24 protein-coding genes and 1 pseudogene are annotated in these 21813 nt (G+C 30.7%); 22 read left to right on the forward strand and 3 right to left on the reverse strand.

Features of this window, described 5'->3' with window-relative positions; translation table 11 throughout:
* The first annotated feature begins 74 nt into the window (after window positions 1–74).
* The 5 genes from C3E89_RS04185 (at window position 75) to C3E89_RS04205 (ending at window position 5050) form a co-directional block, all read left to right on the forward strand.
* Window positions 75–1019 (forward strand): tetratricopeptide repeat protein, encoded by a 945-nt coding sequence (locus C3E89_RS04185; protein ID WP_236911232.1) that lies wholly within the window; start codon window positions 75–77, stop codon window positions 1017–1019.
* A 60-nt stretch (window positions 1020–1079) separates the two neighbouring features.
* The gene (gene map, locus C3E89_RS04190) at window positions 1080–1835 is read left to right on the forward strand and encodes a type I methionyl aminopeptidase (protein WP_236911233.1); all 756 of its coding nucleotides are present in this window, start codon (window positions 1080–1082) and stop codon (window positions 1833–1835) included.
* A 69-nt stretch (window positions 1836–1904) separates the two neighbouring features.
* Window positions 1905–2543, forward strand: a complete 639-nt coding sequence (locus tag C3E89_RS04195) for a response regulator transcription factor (protein ID WP_236911234.1) — start codon at window positions 1905–1907, stop codon at window positions 2541–2543.
* A gap of 150 nt (window positions 2544–2693) precedes the next feature.
* Window positions 2694–3881 carry an MFS transporter gene (locus tag C3E89_RS04200; protein WP_236911235.1) on the forward strand — a complete coding sequence of 396 codons (1188 nt, stop codon included), beginning with the start codon at window positions 2694–2696 and terminating at the stop codon, window positions 3879–3881.
* Between the two features lie 38 nt (window positions 3882–3919).
* Complete coding sequence (locus C3E89_RS04205) at window positions 3920–5050, forward strand: sensor histidine kinase (RefSeq protein ID WP_236911236.1); 1131 nt, start codon at window positions 3920–3922, stop codon at window positions 5048–5050.
* 97 nt (window positions 5051–5147) lie between these two features.
* On the opposite strand, the gene C3E89_RS04210 is transcribed toward C3E89_RS04205, so the two are convergent.
* A complete protein-coding gene (locus C3E89_RS04210) occupies window positions 5148–5513 on the reverse strand; it encodes a DUF1667 domain-containing protein (RefSeq protein ID WP_236911237.1) in 366 nt (121 codons plus the stop codon).
* Between the two features lie 212 nt (window positions 5514–5725).
* Here C3E89_RS04210 and trhA point away from each other — a divergent pair, with 212 nt between their 5' ends.
* The 13 genes and pseudogenes from trhA to C3E89_RS04275 all read left to right on the forward strand — a co-directional run bounded on the left by trhA (window position 5726) and on the right by C3E89_RS04275 (window position 15296).
* On the forward strand, window positions 5726–6373 hold the full coding sequence (gene trhA, locus C3E89_RS04215; protein ID WP_236911238.1) for a PAQR family membrane homeostasis protein TrhA: 648 nt from the start codon (window positions 5726–5728) through the stop codon (window positions 6371–6373).
* 183 nt (window positions 6374–6556) lie between these two features.
* Window positions 6557–7267, forward strand: a pseudogene (locus C3E89_RS04220) (ABC transporter ATP-binding protein); the annotation flags it as partial.
* 252 nt (window positions 7268–7519) lie between these two features.
* Window positions 7520–8260: a SagB/ThcOx family dehydrogenase gene (locus C3E89_RS04225; RefSeq protein WP_236911239.1), complete on the forward strand. Its 741-nt coding sequence runs from the start codon at window positions 7520–7522 to the stop codon at window positions 8258–8260.
* 286 nt (window positions 8261–8546) lie between these two features.
* The gene (locus C3E89_RS04230) at window positions 8547–9527 is read left to right on the forward strand and encodes an ABC transporter ATP-binding protein (RefSeq protein WP_236911240.1); all 981 of its coding nucleotides are present in this window, start codon (window positions 8547–8549) and stop codon (window positions 9525–9527) included.
* Window positions 9524–9952 carry an ABC-2 family transporter protein gene (locus tag C3E89_RS04235; protein ID WP_236911241.1) on the forward strand — a complete coding sequence of 143 codons (429 nt, stop codon included), beginning with the start codon at window positions 9524–9526 and terminating at the stop codon, window positions 9950–9952. The genes C3E89_RS04230 and C3E89_RS04235 overlap by 4 nt, the downstream gene beginning before the upstream one ends.
* 377 nt (window positions 9953–10329) lie before the next feature.
* Window positions 10330–11130 carry an ABC transporter permease gene (locus C3E89_RS04240; RefSeq protein WP_236911242.1) on the forward strand — a complete coding sequence of 267 codons (801 nt, stop codon included), beginning with the start codon at window positions 10330–10332 and terminating at the stop codon, window positions 11128–11130.
* A 165-nt stretch (window positions 11131–11295) separates the two neighbouring features.
* Window positions 11296–12078, forward strand: a complete 783-nt coding sequence (locus tag C3E89_RS04245; protein ID WP_236911243.1) for a transposase — start codon at window positions 11296–11298, stop codon at window positions 12076–12078.
* A 137-nt stretch (window positions 12079–12215) separates the two neighbouring features.
* On the forward strand, window positions 12216–12725 hold the full coding sequence (locus tag C3E89_RS04250; RefSeq protein WP_236911244.1) for a nitroreductase family protein: 510 nt from the start codon (window positions 12216–12218) through the stop codon (window positions 12723–12725).
* Window positions 12726–12825: 100 nt separating this feature from the next.
* Entirely contained in the window at window positions 12826–13014 is a 189-nt protein-coding gene (locus C3E89_RS04255; protein WP_236911245.1) for a cysteine-rich CWC family protein, read from the forward strand.
* A gap of 20 nt (window positions 13015–13034) precedes the next feature.
* The gene (locus C3E89_RS04260; RefSeq protein WP_236911246.1) at window positions 13035–14006 is read left to right on the forward strand and encodes an MBL fold metallo-hydrolase; all 972 of its coding nucleotides are present in this window, start codon (window positions 13035–13037) and stop codon (window positions 14004–14006) included.
* Between the two features lie 27 nt (window positions 14007–14033).
* The gene (locus C3E89_RS04265; protein WP_236911247.1) at window positions 14034–14207 is read left to right on the forward strand and encodes a DUF6199 family natural product biosynthesis protein; all 174 of its coding nucleotides are present in this window, start codon (window positions 14034–14036) and stop codon (window positions 14205–14207) included.
* A gap of 127 nt (window positions 14208–14334) precedes the next feature.
* On the forward strand, window positions 14335–15054 hold the full coding sequence (locus C3E89_RS04270; protein WP_236911248.1) for a peptidylprolyl isomerase: 720 nt from the start codon (window positions 14335–14337) through the stop codon (window positions 15052–15054).
* Between the two features lie 29 nt (window positions 15055–15083).
* Window positions 15084–15296 carry a hypothetical protein gene (locus C3E89_RS04275; protein WP_236911249.1) on the forward strand — a complete coding sequence of 71 codons (213 nt, stop codon included), beginning with the start codon at window positions 15084–15086 and terminating at the stop codon, window positions 15294–15296.
* A gap of 34 nt (window positions 15297–15330) precedes the next feature.
* Here C3E89_RS04275 and C3E89_RS04280 read toward each other — a convergent pair whose 3' ends face one another.
* On the reverse strand, window positions 15331–16137 hold the full coding sequence (locus C3E89_RS04280; RefSeq protein WP_236911250.1) for an ABC transporter permease: 807 nt from the start codon (window positions 16135–16137) through the stop codon (window positions 15331–15333).
* A complete protein-coding gene (locus C3E89_RS04285; RefSeq protein WP_236911251.1) occupies window positions 16130–16909 on the reverse strand; it encodes an ABC transporter ATP-binding protein in 780 nt (259 codons plus the stop codon). Before C3E89_RS04285 ends, C3E89_RS04280 begins: the two co-directional genes overlap by 8 nt.
* 142 nt (window positions 16910–17051) lie before the next feature.
* Between C3E89_RS04285 and C3E89_RS04290 the strand changes: the two genes are divergently transcribed.
* The 4 genes from C3E89_RS04290 to C3E89_RS04305 all read left to right on the forward strand — a co-directional run bounded on the left by C3E89_RS04290 (window position 17052) and on the right by C3E89_RS04305 (window position 21728).
* Window positions 17052–17636, forward strand: coding sequence for a thymidine kinase (locus tag C3E89_RS04290; RefSeq protein ID WP_236911252.1), 585 nt, complete (start codon window positions 17052–17054; stop codon window positions 17634–17636).
* A 12-nt stretch (window positions 17637–17648) separates the two neighbouring features.
* The gene (nudC, locus tag C3E89_RS04295) at window positions 17649–18479 is read left to right on the forward strand and encodes an NAD(+) diphosphatase (protein WP_236911253.1); all 831 of its coding nucleotides are present in this window, start codon (window positions 17649–17651) and stop codon (window positions 18477–18479) included.
* 27 nt (window positions 18480–18506) lie between these two features.
* Window positions 18507–20441, forward strand: coding sequence for a bifunctional metallophosphatase/5'-nucleotidase (locus C3E89_RS04300; protein ID WP_236911254.1), 1935 nt, complete (start codon window positions 18507–18509; stop codon window positions 20439–20441).
* A gap of 81 nt (window positions 20442–20522) precedes the next feature.
* Window positions 20523–21728: a DUF2812 domain-containing protein gene (locus tag C3E89_RS04305; RefSeq protein ID WP_236911255.1), complete on the forward strand. Its 1206-nt coding sequence runs from the start codon at window positions 20523–20525 to the stop codon at window positions 21726–21728.
* Window positions 21729–21813 lie beyond the last annotated feature (85 nt).

Below are 21813 nucleotides of genomic sequence, written 5' to 3' on the forward strand. Positions count from 1 at the left end.
AAAGTAATAATCAACTATGAACTTGTGATAAACTATAAGTAAATATATTATTGTATCTAGGAGTGGTTGCAAATATGAAGGATCAGTTAAGTAATATTGACAGAAGAAAGAACTATATAATTTTAGCTGAAAATGCCTATTTAGACGAAGATAAGAAAAATGCTATTAAGTTTTATATTAAGGCATTAAAATTTAAAGGAAATAAGGCTGATAATATACAAATACTGTATAATATGGCCATTATATACGATGAATTAGATATTCCAGAAAAGGCATTAAAAGCCTATGAGAACATCGTTAGGTTAGACAAAAGACAGGCTGGAGCCTACTATGGTATGGCAACAATGTATGAAAGACTAAAAGACAAGGAAAAAGCATTAAAATCTTATTTTAAAGCTGTTGAAATAGACCCCTATTACGATAGAGCATATTTTTACATAGCAAATCTTTATGATGAAATGGAAGATAAGGACAAAGCTATTCACTATTATCAAAAAGTTATAAATATTAATCCTAATGATTATATAGCCTATAATAACTTAGGTTCTATCTATGAAGAGCTCAAGGATTATGATAAAGCATATAATATGATAAAAAAGAGTATCGAAATCAATCCCGATTATTATAAGGCTTTATTTAATATGGGGGTAATATATAAGAAATTGAATAACCATAAAAAAGCTATAGAATACTATGATAAATCTATTGAGAATAATAATTACTCCGATTCATATTTAAATAAATCAGCCATATATATTGAAGAAGGAAAACTCCAGGAATCTATAGAAGTATTGTCAGAAGGGATAAAAAATAATCCTTATGCTAAATATTTATATTATAATAGGGCATGTTGCTATGCAAGGTTAAATGAAATAGATAAAGCTATTAAGGATTTAAGAAAAGCTTTAATCATATACCCCAAAATTATTGAAATGATAGAGGTAGATAAAGACTTAGATAATTTACGGGATGATGAAAGATTTATTATCTTAACTAATCAGAGGAAGAAAGATATTTGATTATGGAAGGTATTTTTGGTATATATTAAGATAGAATTATATATAGAAAGGAAAGGATAAATGGTTATTATTAAAACTGAACAAGAAATAGAAATGATGAAAAAAGCTGGAGAGTTATTAGCAACTGTTCATAAAGAAATTGCTAAAATGATTAAACCTGGGATTAGTACTTATGAGGTAGATCAATTTGTGGAACAATTTTTGAAAGAACACGGGGCAATCCCAGAGCAAAAGGGTTATCATGGTTATCCTTATGCCACCTGTGCTTCTATTAACGATGAAATATGTCATGGTTTTCCACGGAAAACGCCTTTAGAGGATGGAGATATAGTAACTATTGATATGGTAGTAAATTTAGGTGGTTGGTTAGCAGACTCAGCGTGGAGCTATCCTGTAGGGAATATTTCGGTTGAGGCTAAAAAATTACTAGATGTAACTAAGAAAGCCTTGTATTTAGGCATAGAGAAAGCAGTGATTGGCAATAGAATAGGAGATATATCCTATTCTATTCAATCCTATGTTGAGTCGGAAGGGTTTTCTGTTGTAAGAGATTTTGTAGGCCATGGAATAGGGAAGAATATGCATGAAGATCCACAAGTACCCCATTTTGGGACACCTGGTAGAGGCTTAAGACTTATGGAAGGCATGGTTTTAACTATAGAGCCTATGATAAATATCGGTAAGTATGCTTGTACGATAGATGATAATCAGTGGACAGCGAGAACCATTGACGGCAAGCTCTCTGCTCAGTATGAACACACTATCGCTATAACAAAGGAAGGACCATTGATTTTGACTGATCAAGAACAAGATTAGTTTTACATGGGATAATTAATCTATGTAGGGGCGATATTAGGTCGCCCCGATAAACCAGGAGGATGTATTATGATTAAAGTCTTGATAGTCGATGATCAAGCCCTCATAAGAGAAGGGTTAAATATGATGTTGAATCTTTATGGAGAAATAAAGATAGTTGGAGAGGCAATTAATGGTCAAGAAGCAATTGAAGTTATTGAAGAGAAAGAAGTAGATGTAATCCTTATGGATATTCGAATGCCTTTGATGGATGGAGTTGAGGCAACTAGAATTGTAAAAGAAAAATATCCTCATATAAAAATAATAATACTGACTACCTTTAATGAAGATGAATATATATTTCAAGGATTAAACAATGGTGCAGATGGATATATTCTCAAAGATGTAAGTTCAAAAGAATTAGTAAATAGTATTAAATCCGTTTATAAAGGAGATATATTATTTCATGGAGAGGTTGCTAAAACTATAGCTGGTGCCATGCAAGACAAGAAGCTAATTCAAAATAAGAAAAACATATTAGAAGAGTTAACCCCTAGAGAAATGGAAATAACAAAGTTAGTAGGTCAAGGAAAAAGCAACAAGGAGATAAGTAAAATCCTATACATAACAGAAGGTACGGTAAAGAATCATATAACTAGGATATTAAGTAAATTAGATCTGAGAGATAGGACACAATTAGCAATTTGGTTAAAAACTTACAATAATTAATCACCATAAATAAGGGGAGAAGATTGTATTATGACTTAAGTCATATATTAAAATATCACCAAAAAGGTGACCTTAGATTCAAGATATGACTGGAATTTAACGCTATACTAGATATAAAAGATTTATATCTAGTATAGAGGAGGTTTTATCATGAATAATTTAAAAGCTTTAAAGAAATCCATATTTTATATTTCTTTTCCATTTTCCCTAATAGGCTTTTTATTTCCGGTATATGCCCATTCTATAGGGGTATCTGTTATAGAATTAGGGATTATATACTCAGTTTTTTCTTTATTTACAATTTTAATAAGACCCGTGGTTGGATTATTAATTGACAAAAAAGGTAGGAAAATAGGGGTGGTTTTAGGAGTAGTATTTTATTGTTTAGTAAACCTTCTTTTTCTAATGGGCAATAGTTTTAAATATCTATTAATTGTTAGAATTTTTCAAGGTATAGGTGGGTCTTTTCTTTGGATTAGTATAGATACGATTATATCCGATATAAGTAATGAAAGTAATAGATCAGAAAATTTTGGAATTATAAATGAATCTCTAAGTAAAGGTGGATTTTTAGGAGCTTTTATAGGATTCACTATAATATATAATAATTTTTTTAACGACTCCTTTAGAATCTTATTTTTTATCTATTTAATTACAAGTTTAATTAGTCTTTATTATGCAGTTTCAAAAGTAGAGGAAACTATTTCTTATAAAAAATCTTATGAAGAAGATATGATAAAGAATTATAAAAATTTTAATCTATTTTTAGTTTTAATGGGTTCTTTAGCTTTTATATCTAGTTTAACAGCTCACACCTATCTTATTTATGTTAGAGAAAATATTACAGATCAACTATATCTAATAAATTATCTTTTCATTCCTAGTGCTATTCTGTCTATGTTTTTACCCAATAAATTTGGCAAAGTATCCGACAGATATGATAGAAGAAAAATATTATGTAGTGGTATATTGGTTCTTGGAATATTGTATTTATTGATTCCAGCAATAAACAATTACTATTATTTTATAGTAATCAATACTTTAATTGCCATAACTTCAATGTTTTACGGTCCAGCTCAATCTGCTTTAGTAGTTGATATAGTAGGGGATAATCAAAGGGGAAAATCCTATGGGAAATACAAATTTGCTCTTGGTATTGGAGGTATGCTAGGTTCTATGCTAGGTGCTTTTGTTTATGAACAAATAGGGAACGCAATAGTATTTTATATTAAAGGAATAATGTTGATTAGTCTTAGTATGTTAGTAATTAAGCTGATAGATGTTAAAATAGGATTTACTAAAGTTGAAAACTCAAGGGAAAGTATAGACAGAATTTAAAGTTTACAAAGCACCTAATATTCTCAGGTGGTGTTTAGATGAAAAAATGGGAAAGATATAATTATGTATTGAGAATTATTTTGTATATTATCTTTTTTACTGATCTTTTTTTTAGAAACAAAGGAGATACAACAAACTTAATTATCTATTCGCTAATATTGGTCTTGGCAATTTCTAATGACTATTTAAGATATAATTTTTTTTATAAAAGGTCTAGTACTATATATTATACTTCTATAATAATTTCAATTGTTTTTGGAGGAGTATTAAAATTTATTGTAGGAGGATATATAGTAATTTATTTATATATAATCTTGATTCATATAGCTTTTATAAAGGATATGAGAGTAGTAAAATATCTATATACCCTAAATCTAATTGTAATTATATTTTCATCTTTATTTCGAATTGCATTATTAGAAGGGGTAACGGTTATACAATTATTTAGAATGAATCTATTAGATTTCTTTATGATGAGTGTGGCATTATTCTTTTCTACTACTACTATATTTTCCTACAGAGCATTGCTAATAGAAAAAAATAGGGTAGAAAAGTTAAATAAAGAAATAGAAAAATTAGCTATTACAAAAGAGAGGAATAGGGTAGCCCAAGAAATTCACGACAATTTAGGTCATAGCCTTGTAGCATTGAATATGAATCTAGATGTGATAGGTAATATGGTGGATAAAGAAGATGAAATTAATGAAATAATAGTTAAATGTCAAAGACTAACTAAAGACAGTATGGAGAACCTAAGAAGAGCAGTATATGCATTAAAAGATGAGAATATATCTGAAGGATTGATTAAGTCCGTAGAGAAGTTAACTCATAATATTGTAGGTAAATATAATATAGTTATAAAGTATAATATAGATGAAAAAATTGAAGAATATTCTCCAGAGTATAAAAACATCATATATACTACCATTAAAGAAAGTATAACTAATAGTATTAAACATGGTAAATCTAGTATAGTGAAAATAGAAATAAAAGTAGTAGACCAAATATATATGACAATAGAGGATAATGGGAATGGATGTGAAGAAATTGTTAAGGGAAATGGGCTGATTGGAATAGAGGAAAGGGCTGGAAAAATCAAAGGCAGTGTTAGATTTGTAACGGAGAAAACTAAAGGATTTAGGACAGAAATAATTTTGCCTATTGAATAGCCTTTTTTAATAACCTCAAATAGTTCTGAAAATAGTGCAACCCTTTTGTACAGATTACTATTCATAGGATAAAAATAAGTCGGAGATCCTTCCCGACTTATTTGACTCTTCTTGCAGCTACTACATCTACACCTAATCCTAATATATTTTTTATAATTATATCTCCCTTTTGAATAGGAGCAGAAACTTCGGTAGAATTAAAGATTTTCAAACACTCATCCACCTTATCTTTTGGTATTACCCCTGTGGTTCTAACAGACAAATGTTTCATAGGAGCATTCTTTAATAATACTCTACCAGTCAAAATTCTTGAAGGCTCTGTTACCTCCTTTATTCCAAATTCTATTCCTCTACCACAGCTATTTCCTTCTACGGTATATCCTGAAGGGGCTGATTCATTTTTATATATTGTAAGTTCACATCCAATAGGACAAACTTTACATTTTTTTATTATCTTTTCCATTGGTGTATTCGCCTCCATAAAATATAACAATATTATAGCGTGAATTACTATATTATATCATATTAATTATTAATTATAAGTGACCATCAAAAGGAATTTTTATTGTTGGAAATATAAAAACTTTGATATAATTTGGATATGATTATATAAATAAGGTATACTTAGAATAAAGAAAATAGAAGTTTTATAAAATAAAAGGAGAATGGTAAACTATGAAAAATAATAACCAATATTCTAAAAAAGAAGAAATTGCTAATGGTATAACCCACGGATTAGGAATATTGTTTGGAATAGTAGCTTTAATCATATTGCTAATTCTATCCATTAGAAAAGAAGATACTATTTCCATTGTTGCTTTTAGTATATATGGATTTTGTCTAATACTTATGTATTTATCTTCAACCCTTTATCATTCAATTAGAAATCAAAAGGCAAAAAGAATTTTAAGAGTGTTTGATCATTCATCCATTTTTTTATTTATAGCAGGGACTTATACTCCTATAGCTTTGCTTTCAATGGAAGGAAGATTAAGAATAGGAATTATGACAGCTATTTGGACTATTGCTATATTTGGGGTAATATTTAAAATATTTACTGCTGGTAAATTGGATAAATATAAAGCAGTATCTTTAATTATGTATATTGCCATGGGGTGGATAGCATTGTTTACAATAAAACCTATTGTTAGGATGACATCTTTAGGTTTCATGCTATGGATTTTAGGAGGGGGACTAGTCTATACACTTGGGACAGTATTTTATAGTAGTAAAAAAATTTCATATAATCATGCTATATGGCATCTGTTTGTATTGGGAGGTACAGTACTTCATTTTGTAGGAATATTGATATATTTGGCTTAATCAATCAATAAATAAGTGTATATGTTATTTAAGAAACTTAGCACTTTATGTATTTAAATCAATATATTAGTAAGTAGAGAACTAAAGTCAAGTTTGAAATGTTTTGTTATTATTTCAAATTTGACTTTAGTTTTTGTAACTTTTATCTTCATTTCTCGAATATATAGTGGAGGGTGATAAAAAATGAAGATAAAATTAGAAAATATCAGTAAAGAATACAATAGTGTAAAAGCGCTTGACAATATTAATTTAGAAATTAATTCTCCGGCGATGATTGGATTTGTAGGACCTAATGGAGTAGGAAAAAGTACACTAATGAAAATGTTGGTAGGACAATTGCTTCCTACAAGTGGAAGTATCACAGTAGATGGAATTCCTCTACATAAAAACGAAAAACATCTTAAAGAAAAATTAGGATACTTGCCTCAACATTTTGGATTGTATGAGGAACTTAAGGTAGAGGAATTTCTGGATTAAATGGCTTGTCTAAAAGGTATAAACAAGAATAAAAGAAAAGCAATTGATAGGGCTATTAGTATGACAAGTTTAGAAGAAAAAAGAAAGTTGAAGATAAAGACCCTTTCTGGAGGACAAAAGCAAAGAGTGGGTATTGCTCAGGCAATACTCAACAATCCTGAATTATTGATAGTTGATGAGCCTACAGTAGGTCTTGATCCAGAAGAAAGAATTAAATTTAGAAATCTTTTCTCTGAAAATTCCGAGAAGAAAATAGTTATATTATCTACTTACATTATTGAAGATGTAGAATCAATATGTAATTCGATAATTATTTTAAATAAAGGGAAAATACTTTTTGTTGGACAACCTAATGAATTGGTTAAAGAAGCTGTGGAACATGTGGGAACTATTGAAATTACAGGAGGCGATAGAGAAGAAATATTAGAAAGAGAGGTATGGTAGATCACGGGCTTAGAATTAGAAAAGAAGGTACTTCAGAATAATATAAAGATACTTAATTTTAGAAATATACTTCTATCTCTTAGCTATATATGGGCCATATTATTTATGACAAATAATAATAATCTTTCAGAAGAATGACTTTCTATCTATATAGTTTGGTAAACTTATACATATTAAGTTAGAATGATTAATATATAAATTAAATATTATAAAGGGAGTGAAAGCATGACTAAAAATATTGGAAAAGAATTTATTGAGAAAACAAAATATCAATACATGGGTGAAACAGATCAACAAAAAGAATTGCCCCAGCCACCTTTAGAATTAGCATACGACAAGGATGCAGTATTAATAGACCTTCCGCCAGTGAAAGATATCGAAGTTAAAGAAATAGACTTAAGGAAAGTTATAGAATCAAGAAAAAGTCTTAGAAAATATGCGGATGAACCTTTAACTATGGAAGAATTATCTTATCTTTTGTGGTGTACTCAAGGGGTGAAGGCAATTACTTCAAGACCAACAACATTAAGAAATATTCCTTCTGCAGGGGCTAGGCATTCTTTTGAAACTTACCTACTTATGAATAGGGTAAATGAAATAAAACCAGGGTTATATAGATATTTAGCTATTGATCACAAGCTGGTGGAAGTTAATACTGAGCCAGGTATAGCTGAAAAAGTAACCTCCAGTTGTCTCGACCAAATATTTGTAAAAAATAGTGCAGTAACTTTCATATGGAGTACAGTAATTTATAGAATGAAATGGAGATATGGTGAAAGGGGATATAGATATGTACATTTAGATGCAGGACATGTATGTCAAAATCTGTACTTAGCTTCTCAGTCTATAGATTGTGGAGCCTGTGCAATTGCAGCTTTTGACGACAATGAATTAAACAAATTGATTGGGTTAGACGGAGAGGAACAATTTGTTGTTTATCTTGCAACAGTAGGAAAAAGGATATAAGGAGGATAGTGATTTGCTTGAAGGTAGGTTTTTATGATATAGGCGAAATAGATGAGACAGTTTTGAAATATGCAGTGCATTAGGGACGGTTCTTTTTGCACATGGATAGCAAATGGTTAATTTCAAAGAAGATCACTAGCTTACAAAAACAATTGGTTTAAACATAATATAATTTATATAATTTTAAGAAAACACCTTTTTGATAGGGAGGTGTTTTTCTCATTGACATCTCTATTAAATTTTGATAATATTTTGCATACGTCTAAAAATGAAAGGGGGTTTTTCAGTGCTTATTGTGGCGGAGGATTTGAGTAAGTCATTTAAAATCTCCAAAAGAAATGTTGGTATAAAGAATGCTTTTAAGAGTCTTTTTCACAGGGAATATGAAACTATAAAAGCTTTGGACAAGGTATCCTTTGAAATTGAGGAAGGAGAATTGGTAGGATACATAGGACCAAATGGAGCAGGCAAATCTACTACAGTAAAAATATTAAGCGGAATCCTCACTCCTGATTCGGGGAAATGCAAAGTATTAGGAAAAGTTCCTTGGAAAGAGAGAATAGAGCATGTAGGAAATATTGGTGTGGTATTTGGTCAGAGGACTCAACTATGGTGGGATTTACCTGTTATAGATTCCTTTGAGCTCCTGAGAGATATATACAAAGTACCATACAAAGACTACGAAAAAACTAAAAAAGAGCTTATAGAACGGCTGGACTTAATAGGTTTTATAAACACCCCTGTTAGGCAATTAAGCCTTGGACAAAAAATGCGATGCGAATTAGCAGCTTCATTACTCCATTCTCCTTCTATATTATTTCTAGATGAACCCACCATTGGTCTTGATGCAGTATCCAAATTAGCTGTTCGCCAATTCATTAAAGAGTTGAATAAAGAGAAGAAAGTTACAATTATACTTACTACCCATGATATGGACGATATTGAAACTCTATGTAGTAGAGTTATTGTCATAGGTAAAGGGCAAATTCTCTCCGATGGCTCCCTTGATCAATTGAGAAATAGGGTATCTCAGGAACGAAGATTGACTATAAAGTTAGAAAATAATGGATTTAACATCTCTATTGAAGGTGCTTATCTTGTGAAAAGGGAAGGCAATATAGCTTTTATTAACTTTGACCCTAAAATAATTTCACCTGCAAAATTAATTAGTATTATATCCAATACTCATAGAATAAAAGACCTATTTATTGAAAATCCCCCTATAGAAGAAATTATCGCTAGTTTATATGGGGAGTTAAAAATATGAAGGCTTATTTATCTATAATTAAAATTAGATTTATTTTACTTCTTCAATATAGAATGGCTGCTATTGCAGGGGTATGTACTCAGTTCTTTTTTGGAATAGTTCGGATTATGGTTTTTTATGCATTTTATAGAGCAACTACTGATAGAGTACCTTTAAGTTATAATCAAGCTATAACCTATATTTGGATGGGGCAAGCTATGTTTAGTATGGTACCTTGGAATGGGGATAGTGAGATACAAAACTTAATTAGAACAGGAAATGTGAGTTATGAGCTATTAAGGCCAATCAATTTATATAATCAATGGTTTTGTAGGGCTTTTGCTTTAAGAACTGCTCCTACAATTCTTCGTGCTGTACCAATGTTTTTAATAGCTTTATTTTTATTGCCTAAGGACTATGGTATGATGTTCCCACCTTCTTTATGAGCATTGGTTGGGTGGGTTATTACTACCTTTGGAGCCTTGGTGATTTCTTGCACTATAACAAATATTATTAATATTTATACTTTAGGGTCTATATCAGGCGATGGAATTACCAGATTTTTTTCAGCAATTGTGACTTTTTCTTCAGGAATGATTGTACCTCTTCCCCTTTGTCCAGAATGGTTAAAAAGCATTTTAAAAATATTGCCTTTTAGTGGCTTACTTGATATACCATTGAGGTTCTACACTGGCCATATTCCTTTTAGCAAACTTTATATATACTTTACTTTTCAAATAGTTTGGGTAATTCTATTATATGGATTTGGGAAATGGTTATTAAATAGAAAATTAAAGGGAATTATTGTACAGGGGGGATAGGAATGAGCGGGCTTAGACTTTATTTTAGGTATTTATCTTTGTGCATACAGAGTCAATTGCAATATAGAGCTTCCTTTATTATGATGAGTATAGGCCATTTTCTAATTACATTTATAGACTTTCTAGGATTATGGGTGCTTTTTAATAGATTTGGGAACTTAAAAGGATTTAGTTTTGAAGAAGCAGCTTTATTCTATGGAATGGCACACATTTCCTTTGCGATAACAGAAGCTTGGACTAGGGGTTTCGATACCTTTCCTAAACTAGTTAGAAACGGAGATTTTGATAGAATACTTACAAGGCCTAGGAATACGGTTTTACAAGTATTGGGACATGATTTTCAAATCATGAGAGTAGGAAGATTCCTTCAAGGTCTTATAGTTTTAATTTGGGCTATTTATAAATTAAATATAAACTGGACTTTAGGTAAAATATTGCTTTTGGTATTATCAATACTTGGTGGAAATTTTTTATTTTCTGGGCTTATTATATTTCAAGCCACATTATCTTTTTTGTCTGTTCAAAGTTTAGAAATACTCAACTCTTTTACATATGGAGGAGTAGAAACAGTCCAATATCCACTGTCTATATATAAATCTTGGTTTAGAAAGATATTTGTATTTATAATTCCTCTAGCATGTATAAATTATTTCCCGGCTATAGCGATTCTCGAAAAGCCAGATCCATTAAAATCTTCACTGTGGTTTCAATGGATATCTCCTATGGCTGGAGTAATGTTTTTTATAATTAGTATTTGGGTTTGGAAATTCGGCGTTAGGAATTATAAATCAACAGGAAGTTAGGAAAAGAGGCGCTGCATATTTCTTATATTCTTTTTTTGGAAGGAATATAAGGAATAACGTAGAATGTATAATAAGAGGATATAGGAATGTGCACCAGGGACGGATCACCTTGCAGTCCAATAATTACCAACTATAGGGATTATTTAATTTAGTGGGGTGAAAAATATGGGTAGGGTTGCTAGACTAGAAAGTGACACAGGATATTATCATGTAATAGCTAGGGGAAATAATAAAGAAATGATATTTAGACATCCCTTAGAAAAGCAATATTTTTTAGGAGAGTTGCAGAATAGAGTGGATGAGGGAGATATTTCAATATTATCTTATTGTGTAATGGACAATCATATACATTTATTAATTAATGCCGATTTAGATTTAATGGCAGAAGCATTAAAACGAACAAATATCAAATTTGCAATGAGGTATAATACAAAATATGATCGAGTAGGTCATGTGTTTCAAGGTAGATATAAAAGTGAGGTAATAAATACGGATCAATACTTACTTGGTGTTATAAGATATATACATAATAATCCTGTAAAAGCTGAAATAGTATCAGAGGCGGGAGATTATAAATGGAGCAGCTATAAGGCTTATATAGGTAAAAAAGATAGTCTGATAAACCCTGAGGAGCTGGAGATGATAATGGATATGTTTAATGGTTCCACTAAGCTATTTGAACAATTCCATTTAGAAGAGGATATGATTGAGTTTCTTGAAATTAAAGAGGATTTAGAACGACAACGAGAAGAGAGAGCTAAAAGGATTCTAGATAATTATTGCAACAAATATGGAGTAAAAGACATAGAGCAATTATACGATAATAGAAATGTTATAGAGGAAATTGTCATTGAGTTAATACAATTAACTAAATTATCTCATAGACGAGTAGCTGAGATTGTAGGTATAAATAGAGGAAGGGTCCACAATATTGCTAGGAAATTATAATGGTGTAATAGGGGTAGGCTTTTCAGCCCGATTTTTATAAATAAGAAATACTGTAACCTTTGATCATTTGATCATAGATGCGATGCAAAAAGAACCGTCCCTCATGCATTAAAATTTAAAAGGAGTGATATAATTAAATGAATGTGTTAGAAGCCATATTTACAAGGAGAAGTATTCGTAAATTTACAGGAGAGCCAATAAGTGAAGAAGATTTAAAAACCATATTAAAGGCTGGATTTCAAGCCCCTTCAGCTCATAATTTTCAACCCAGAGAATATGTAATAGTAAGAGATAAAAAAACAATAGAAAGAATTACAGAATTTCATAAATATACTAAGATGTTACCTAAAGCAGGCTGTGGCATAATAGTGTGTGGGGATAAAGATAAGCAGCCAGAGATAGGTTTTCTTGTAGAGGATTGTTCTGCATCAATACAAAATATGTTACTATCAGCTCATGGATTAGGATTAGGAGCTGTATGGTGTGGACTTTACTCTGTAGAAAAATTGACAAAGGCTATGACCGAGATTTTAGAATTGCCAGATCACATAATACCTATTGGCATGGTGGTAGTTGGTATCAAAGATGAAGATAAAGATTCAGTAGATAGATATGATGAAAGTAAAATACATTTTGATAAATGGTAATATATAAAATAAAACATGCTGTATGGTATGATACAGTATGTTTTTACCTTTGTTAAATTCATATGGGTTATTACATAAAAAATATGAGGGAGGGATAGGAATGGCTTTAAAGGAAATGGAAAAGATTTGTCCTATCTGTGGGAAACCTAATAATTGTCAACATGACCAAGGGAACTGTTGGTGTGAAAAGGTGGTCATACCCGAGTATATTTTAGATTTAGTTCCAGAGGATAAAAAAGGGAAAGTATGTATTTGCAAAGATTGTATAGATAAATATACAAAGGATTAAAAGGAAAATGAGGTGTTAAGATGACAGTAGAGATATATCCAAATGTTTACAAGCTAGAAATACCATTGCCTAACAATCCTTTAAGAGCATTGAATAGCTACATAATTAAATCTGAGGACAAAAATTTAATAATTGATACTGGATTTAATAGAAAAGAATGTAAAGATGCATTATTGAAAGGATTAAATAATTTAAACATAAGTCTTAAAGATTCTTATCTTTTAATAACACATCTTCATTCGGATCATTCAGGACTAGCCGCTGCTCTAAATCAAGAAGGGGTTAAGGTATATGCAGGTAAAATAGATGGTAAAATGATTAATCAGATGACAGGAGAAAAATATTGGAAAAGGTTGGAAGAATATAAAATACTATTTGATCTAGAGAAAGATAAGATATCTTTTGATAATCACCCTGGCTACAAATATTGCCCAAAGGAACCAATAGAGTTTATTCCATTAAGTGAAGGAGATATATTAACTATAGGAAATTATCATTTGGAAGTAGTAGATATACCTGGGCATACTCCAGGACATATTGGTCTATACGAAAAGGAACATAAATTATTTTTTGGTGGAGACCATATATTGGATAGTATAACCCCAAATATTTCTTTTTGGGGATTCGATGAAGATATACTGGCAACATACTTTAAAAGCTTAAAAAAAGTTTATGATTATCCTATAGAGTATCTGTTTTCTTCTCATAGAAATATAATAAGGGATCATAAACAAAGAATTGATGAACTTTTAGAGCATCATGCTAAACGATTAGAAGAGATAAAAGGAATTATAAAAGAAAACAAGATGACAGTTAGGGATATAGCATCCAAAATGCATTGGGATTTAAAATATGATAGTTGGGGAGAATTTCCTAGTCCTCAAAAATGGTTCGCCTCTGGAGAAGCAATGAGCCATCTGGAGCATTTAGTTTACATAGGAGAAGTAGAGAAAAGTATAGAAAATGGAAGATTATTTTATAAATTGATGTAGATCAAATATTATCAAGCAGGTGATATGATGCGAATAATTGTAAGCATACTTCTGATTATTAATATAATTAATCCTAGGCTTGGATGGAAAATATGGGAAGGATGGAAGTATAAAAATGTAGAACCATCTGATGGATATTTATATGTATCAAGAGTTTTAGCAGTATTAGGATTAATATTAGTATGGTTTGTAGTAGAATAGTATGTTATAGGGCAGACAGAATCATCCCGAATTTTCCATAAAGTTGAGTAAATCATTGAAAAACTATTATATTCAGTCGAAATATATGGTATCCTAAAGAAGAAACTATTTGGAAAGGAATTTAAAAATGAATAAGAGAATATATCAAATTATTTTTTTATTTTTGATATTAACTACTCTATCAATTCTAAATGGATGTAAAAAGGTAGAAAAAAATCAAGAACGAACAGAAGGAGGCGCTGATGTGGTATTAGAACAATTAGAATTACCAAAAAAAGATGAGGAGATTATCGTAATGGAAACCAATTATGGAACCATTAAGATAAGGCTTTTTCCTGAAATAGCACCTAAGGCAGTGGAAAATTTCAAAACTCATGTTGAAAATGGATATTATGATGGATTGACTTTCCATAGGGTAATAGAAGATTTCATGATACAAGGTGGAGATCCAATTGGAAATGGAACTGGTGGGGAAAGCATATGGGGCAAACCTTTTGAGGATGAATTCGATATCAATTATCATAATTTTAGAGGTGCTCTATCTATGGCAAATGCTGGGCCTAATACTAATGGTAGTCAATTTTTTATAGTTCAAAAAGATACTGTTGAAGAATCTTTAATAAATCAAATGACCGAAATCGGAGAAGATGGAGGTTTCCCTGAAACTGCAATAAAAGCTTATAAAGAATTAGGAGGTACGCCTCATTTAGATTATAGGCATACTGTATTTGGTCATGTATTTGAGGGAATGGATATAGTAGATAAAATTGCAGCAGTAGAAACCGATGGAAATAATAGACCCATTGAACCAGTTGTAATAGAAAGGGTTGAGATAGTTAATTATTAATAGATTAGACCAAAGAAAGGGGAAAATTAATGAATGTAAATGTAAATCCAAGTCCAAGTATGACTCTATTTAGCATTATCCAAATATTAACAATTATTTTGAGCATAGCTAAAGAAGTTTTGATGATTTTTCTCCTATATAAAGGGATTAAAGTGGCAAATGTATATATAAATAAAAATAATAAAATGGAACCAAAAACTATAAAAGCAGAAGAAAATACAATTGAAGATTTAGATAAATAATAAAGGTTAGGTTCAATTGAACCTAACCTTTATATCATTCATTCCATTTTAAAAATTTATCCTCCAAAATAGAAATTCCTTTATACATTAGTGCTGAAATTAAGGCTAAAATGAACACACTCATCATCACTAAATCTAATTTAAAGACCTGACCACCATATACTATTAGATAACCAATGCCTGCTTTGGATACTAGAAATTCTCCTACAATTACCCCTACCCAGGATAGTCCGATATTTACTTTTAAAGTACTTATCATAGTAGGTATTGAATAAGGTAGTACTACTTTTTTGAGAATTTGAAATTTAGTAGCTCCAAAGGTTTGTAATAGTTTTATTTTATCTTCATCTACAGATATAAAGCTAAAGAACATATTCATAATAGTTATAACAATAGATACAGTGATGGCAGTGACTATGATCCCTGAATAACCTGCACCAACCCAGATAATCACAATAGGAGCTAATGCTGTTTTTGGCAAACTATTTAACACTACTAAATAAGGATCTAAAACTTTTGCCCAAAAATCAGACCACCATAGACCTATTGCAATCAGGATTCCCAATAAGGTACCTACAGTAAAACCAACTATGGTTTCGAAAACGGAAATTCCTACATGATAGAATAGACCTCCATTTTTAGTATACTCTAAAAACAACTTCCATATTCCCGAAGGATAACTTGTTAAGAAAGAATCTATCCATTCAAGTCGAGCAGCTATTTCCCATAGTAATAGACCTATTATCAGAATAGATACTTGTGCTATGAAAATAGTGCGTTTCCTTTTTCTTATTCTTTTCAAATATTTAATATGTTCCTTCGATACTGATTTATTAGACATGAACATCAAGCTCCTTCCATATTTTGTTGAAATAATGTCTAAATTCGGGAGCTTCACGACATTTAATTGGGCTCCATACTCCTCCAGGACAGGTTAATTCAATTTTTATTATATCTTTAATATTAGCAGGCCTATTGGTTAGTACAATTATTCTATCGGATAAAGATATAGCTTCAGCAATATCATGGGTGACTAGAAGAGCTGTTTTTTTCTCCTTTTTCAATATGATTCCAATCTCATCCGATATTGCTAGTCTTGTTTGATAATCTAATGCAGAAAAGGGTTCATCCAATAATAATAGATTAGGTTCTACAATCAATGTTCTAATTAAAGCAGCTCTTTGCCTCATACCACCAGATAATTGCCTAGGGTAATTATTTTTGAAATCCCCTAGTCCATAGATTTCCAAAAGCTTTTCTGCGGTTTTCACAGATTGTTCTTCTACTTTACCGCGTATTTCAAGACCTAACAATACATTTTGAAGTATGGTCCTCCACTCAAACAAATGGTCTCTCTGAAACATATAGCCTATGTCTTCAGTTGGACCAGTAACTTTATTTCCGTTGACCAATACTTCTCCAGCAGAGGGCTTTATTAGACCTGCAATTATTGAAAGTAAAGTAGATTTACCACATCCACTAGGCCCTACAATGCTTACTATTTCACCTTCATAAACACTAAAATCTATATTTCGGAGGGCTTCCGTCTCACCATTGAATGTATGATAAGTCATACCTATATTTTTTACTTCTACTATTGTCTTTTTATCCATGAGCAACTCTCCCTTATAGGACATATGATACTTTATAATATTCATAAAAAAATATTATGTGAATATACATCAAAGTTTTCAATTTGAAATTAAAGAAATCATGGTATAATAGTAAAAGCTAATGAAAAAGGAGGAAATTGTTTTGCATCAATACAAAGGAAAATTAATTGTTCACACAGGATCCATGTTTTCAGGGAAAACATCGAGTCTAGAAAAGGATGTTAAAAGATTTAACATAGCAAAATATAAGACAATAGCATTTAAACCAGCTATTGATAGCAGGTATAGAAGAAATGAGATTGTTACCCACGATCTAACTTCTATGAATGCCATTATAGTAGAAGATATAGATCAGTTAATAGAGTATTGTAATGAATTAAAACCTGATGTTATAGCAATAGATGAAATCCAATTTTTAGGGGGAAAAGTTGGAGATATTATTTCAGGGATTAATAAATTACTTGAGAAGAATTTCACCATCATAGTAGCAGGTCTTGATATGGACTTTACAGGGACGCCTTTTGAAATAGTTAAGGAGTTGATGCCCATTGCAGATTATCTTTATAAGCACCATGCAGTTTGTGTAAGATGTGGAAGCGATGGGTGGGTTAGTCATAGAAAGTCTAAAGATCAGGAAAGGATCAAAATAGGTGCTTCAGATGAATATGAACCTCTATGTAGAAAATGTTTTTTAGAAGAAAAAGAGAATATTGTTGATAGTGAATAAGGGGGAGTTGATTTGGAAGATTACATTGTATTTCAGCCGTCAGTTAAACCTTTACATAAGGAAGATAAAGAAGATTATTGGTTTTTATTCAGGGATAATAAATTAATGGTTTATAAGGAAAAAGGGTTTTTTTTCATTCCTAGACAAAAGGATATACTTAAACTGAATATAAGTATATATAATATCCAGTGTATGGGAGCATATTCTGGGTATAATTGCCATTGTGGAGAGTTTGTTGATCATATTGAAGACGATAATTTTTATTTTATGGATTTAAGAACTTTATCTAGATCTATAGAAGAAAACATATATCTTTTAGCTTCAAAGGCAAATCTGCTACTTAACTGGTTGAAATTGAACCAATACTGTGGTAAATGTGGCTCTGAAATGTATATAAAGGATAGTAAGTTTGAAAGAGCAATGATATGCTCTAATTGCGGTAATACCACTTGGCCAAGAACTTCACCAGCAATTATTGTAGCAGTCACCAGAGGGGATAGACTACTACTTGCTCGTAATAAACAGTTTCCCAATAGAAGATATAGTGTAATTGCTGGTTTTGTTGAATATGGTGAAACTTTTGAAGAATGTGTAAAAAGAGAAGTATTTGAGGAAGTAGGCATAAAGGTAAAGAATATTAAATATTTTGGTTCTCAACCTTGGCCTTATCCAAATTCTATGATGATAGGATTTACAGCAGAGTATTTAGATGGAGATATTAAAGTAGATGGAGAAGAAATAGTCGATGCAGATTGGTTCTCTAAAGATGAGGTTTTAGAAATGTTCAATAAGTCTATAAGTATAGGTTCTCAATTAATTGAATGGTTCTTAAATAATTATTGAATGTAAAGGTATATTGGGAGGGGGATTATGAGAAAAAATTTTAGGATATTACTAATTGTATTGATCCTTGTGATGGGATTCATGATAGTTCCTCAAAAGTCCTATTTGGAAGAAGTAGATCAATCTATAACGATATTATTTACCCATGATATGCATGACCATTTATATCCCTTCGAAATAGAAGAAGATGGAGAAATTAAAATATTAGGAGGATACGCTAGGTTATACTCAGCAATCGATAAAGAAAAGGAAAAAAATCCTAACACACTATTAGTAGATGCAGGAGATTTTTCTATGGGAACTTTGTTTCAGACTGTTTTTTCCAGCCATGCACCTGGACTTAGGATAATGGGACAGATGGGATATGATGTAGTAACTCTAGGTAATCACGAGTTTGATTTTAGAGCAGAAGGATTAGCAGATAGTTTGAAAGTTGCTAAGGATAGTGGGGAAGTTTTACCAAAAATGGTAGCTTCTAATGTTCATTTTCCAGTAGATGATAATGGTGAACTAACTCCAACTTTAAAAAAACTAAAGGATGCTATGGATTATTATGGTGTAAAAAACCATATATTAATTAAACGTAATGGTATTAAAATAGGTATTTTTGGTTTAATGGGGAAGGAAGCAGCATCTAATGCACCAATGTCAGAGGTTGAATTTACAGATCCGATACAGTCGGCAAAAGATACAGTTGGTGTATTAAAAGAGGAAGAAAAAGCGGATTTAATAATTTGCTTGTCTCATTCTGGTACCTGGGAGGATAAGTCTAAATCAGAAGACGAAATACTAGCCAAAGAAGTTCCAGACATAGATATAATTATTAGTGGGCATACCCATACTACTCATCCAGAGCCTATAATAGTGGGAAATACAATAATTGGGTCCTCTGGTAGATATGGAGAAAATTTAGGAATATTGAAAATAGCTAAAGACGAGAATAAAAATTGGATGGTAAAAGATTATAGGTTAGAACCAATAGAGGGTTATTTAACTTCCAATCCAGAAATTACAGAAACTATAGATTTTTATAAGGGTCGGGTACAAGCTGAATATTTAACTAGATTTAATATGGTATTTGATGAAGTAGTGGCTTATACCCCATTTAATTTTACTTCTTACGGAATATTAGGTAAAGATCATGATGAAGATATATTAGGAAATCTTATTAGCGATTCCTATATATATGCAGTAAAGGAAGCTGAGGGGGAGAATTATGAGCCTATAGCTGTTTCAGTAGTTCCTACAGGTACTATAAGAGGCTCCTTTATTAAAGGGAATATTACTGTATCAGATGTGTTTAATGTAAGTTCTTTAGGTATAGGTCCTGATAAAGTGTCAGGTTATCCTTTAATTTCTGTATATTTAACAGGAAAAGAATTAAAAACTGTAGCAGAGGTAGATGCTTCAATCTCCCCTATAATGAGTGTTGCTCAGCTCTACACATCTGGTCTTAATTTCACCTTTAACCCAAATAGATTAATCTTTAATAAGGTAACCGATGTATATTTGGAAAAGGAAGATGGCAGCAGAGAAGAGATAAGGGATGAAGAACTATATAGGGTAGTTGCAGGGTTGTATTCTGCCCAAATGCTTTCCATTGTTGGTGATAAATCCTTTGGGCTATTATCCATTGTACCTAAGACTAAAGAAGGTATCCCAATTACCGATTATGAAGCCCAAATAATATATGATGATGGACATGAAATTAAAGAATGGTTAGCTATAGCTGAGTATTTAAAATCCTTCGAAACTGAAGACGGAATACCCCAAGTTCCTCAATATTATAGTCAAAAACAAGGCAGAAAAATTGTTGACGATAATCCAAATTTGTTTGCAAGATTAAAAAAACCAAATAAGATTGCCCTAGTATTATATGGAGTTATTTTGATTGTTTTAGTTTTAATAATCCTAATAATTAGAATCATAATCAGAAGAAGGAAAAAGGTTTATATTAAATAGTGCACTGGAATTTATCTCTAGTGCACTATTTAATAAGAATATATGTAAATGGTAAATGGACAATGCTTAAGGGGGTAGAAAATGAACAAACCAGTTAGAAAGTTCCTTTTTGGAGATCTATATAATATTGAAGAATATGAAGAATTTTTTTCTGAAATGTCCAGGGGAGGACTTCATCTCCAAAAAATAGGAGGGTTCTTTGCATATTTTAAAGAAGATAAGCCTAGGCATTTAAACTATAGAATAGATATAGTAAAAAAAGATGATAAAGGTATAAAAGATGAAAGGATCAAAAAACATAAAAACAAAGGATGGAATTTCGTTTGTGAAAAGGATATATTTTTAATATTTTCATCACCAGAAGGATCTGATTTAAAAGAATTATATGAAACTCCTGAGGCACAGAAATTAATCATAAAGGAATACAGAGAGAAAAAATTAGGCAAAAAATTTACCAATACAATCATTCCTATGGCTTTAGTTCTATGTATTATTATTATTTTCTATGTAAAGCTAAATGTAAAAAATAATTTTTATCTATCGTTAAATAATGGAAAATCCCTTATATCTATGATTTTTCTTTTAATGTCTACATTTAAACCTAGAAGACAGAGTAAGAAATTACAACGGTTAGAGAGAGTATTAGATAGTAATGAATTTTTAAAGCATCAGGGAGATTATTTATTGATGAAAGGCAAATTTATATTGAGAAAATCTATTTTTATTTTATTTATTATGGTTTTAACAATTAGTGTTTTTTACAGAGATTCAAGGGCAGAAAGGATAAAACTTGATGAAATTATGGATCTACATATTTTACCGGTAGTTACAATAGAGGAGATAGAAAAAATAGATTATAGTAGTGATAAAGGATTAGCACTAAAGAGGAATGAAACTGAATATGGAAATACTCTTTATCAAGATTGGAGTTTATTTATACCCAAGGAGTATACATTGATTGAATCGGTTGTTATATATGATCAAAATAAAGATAAGAGTGAGGATAGATCTTATTTAATTCTTGACTACTACTTGACAAGATTTGATTCAATTGCTAAAGGTTTAGAGAATGATATTTTATATAGGGAAACTGAAAAACATTCCTTAGAACTTAACAAAATAAAAAATAAGCAGGATTTAAGCTTATATGGAATAGAAATAAATGAAGAAATAATCCTATTATGTAGAAAAGGAAGACAAGTAGTATTTTTAAGATATGATAATGGAAGGGTTTCTTTAGAAAAGTTGGGAGATATGGTAGTAAATAAATTGGAGAATAATGAATGATTTTTATATGTAATTGTTAAAATTAAAGAAGTTGTAATAAATTAACAAAACCCCATTTGGACATGTACATATTGGGTAATAAATA

The sequence above is a fragment of the Clostridium sp. Cult1 genome (assembly GCF_021655095.1).
Taxonomy (GTDB): Bacteria; Bacillota; Clostridia; order Tissierellales; family Tepidimicrobiaceae; genus Schnuerera.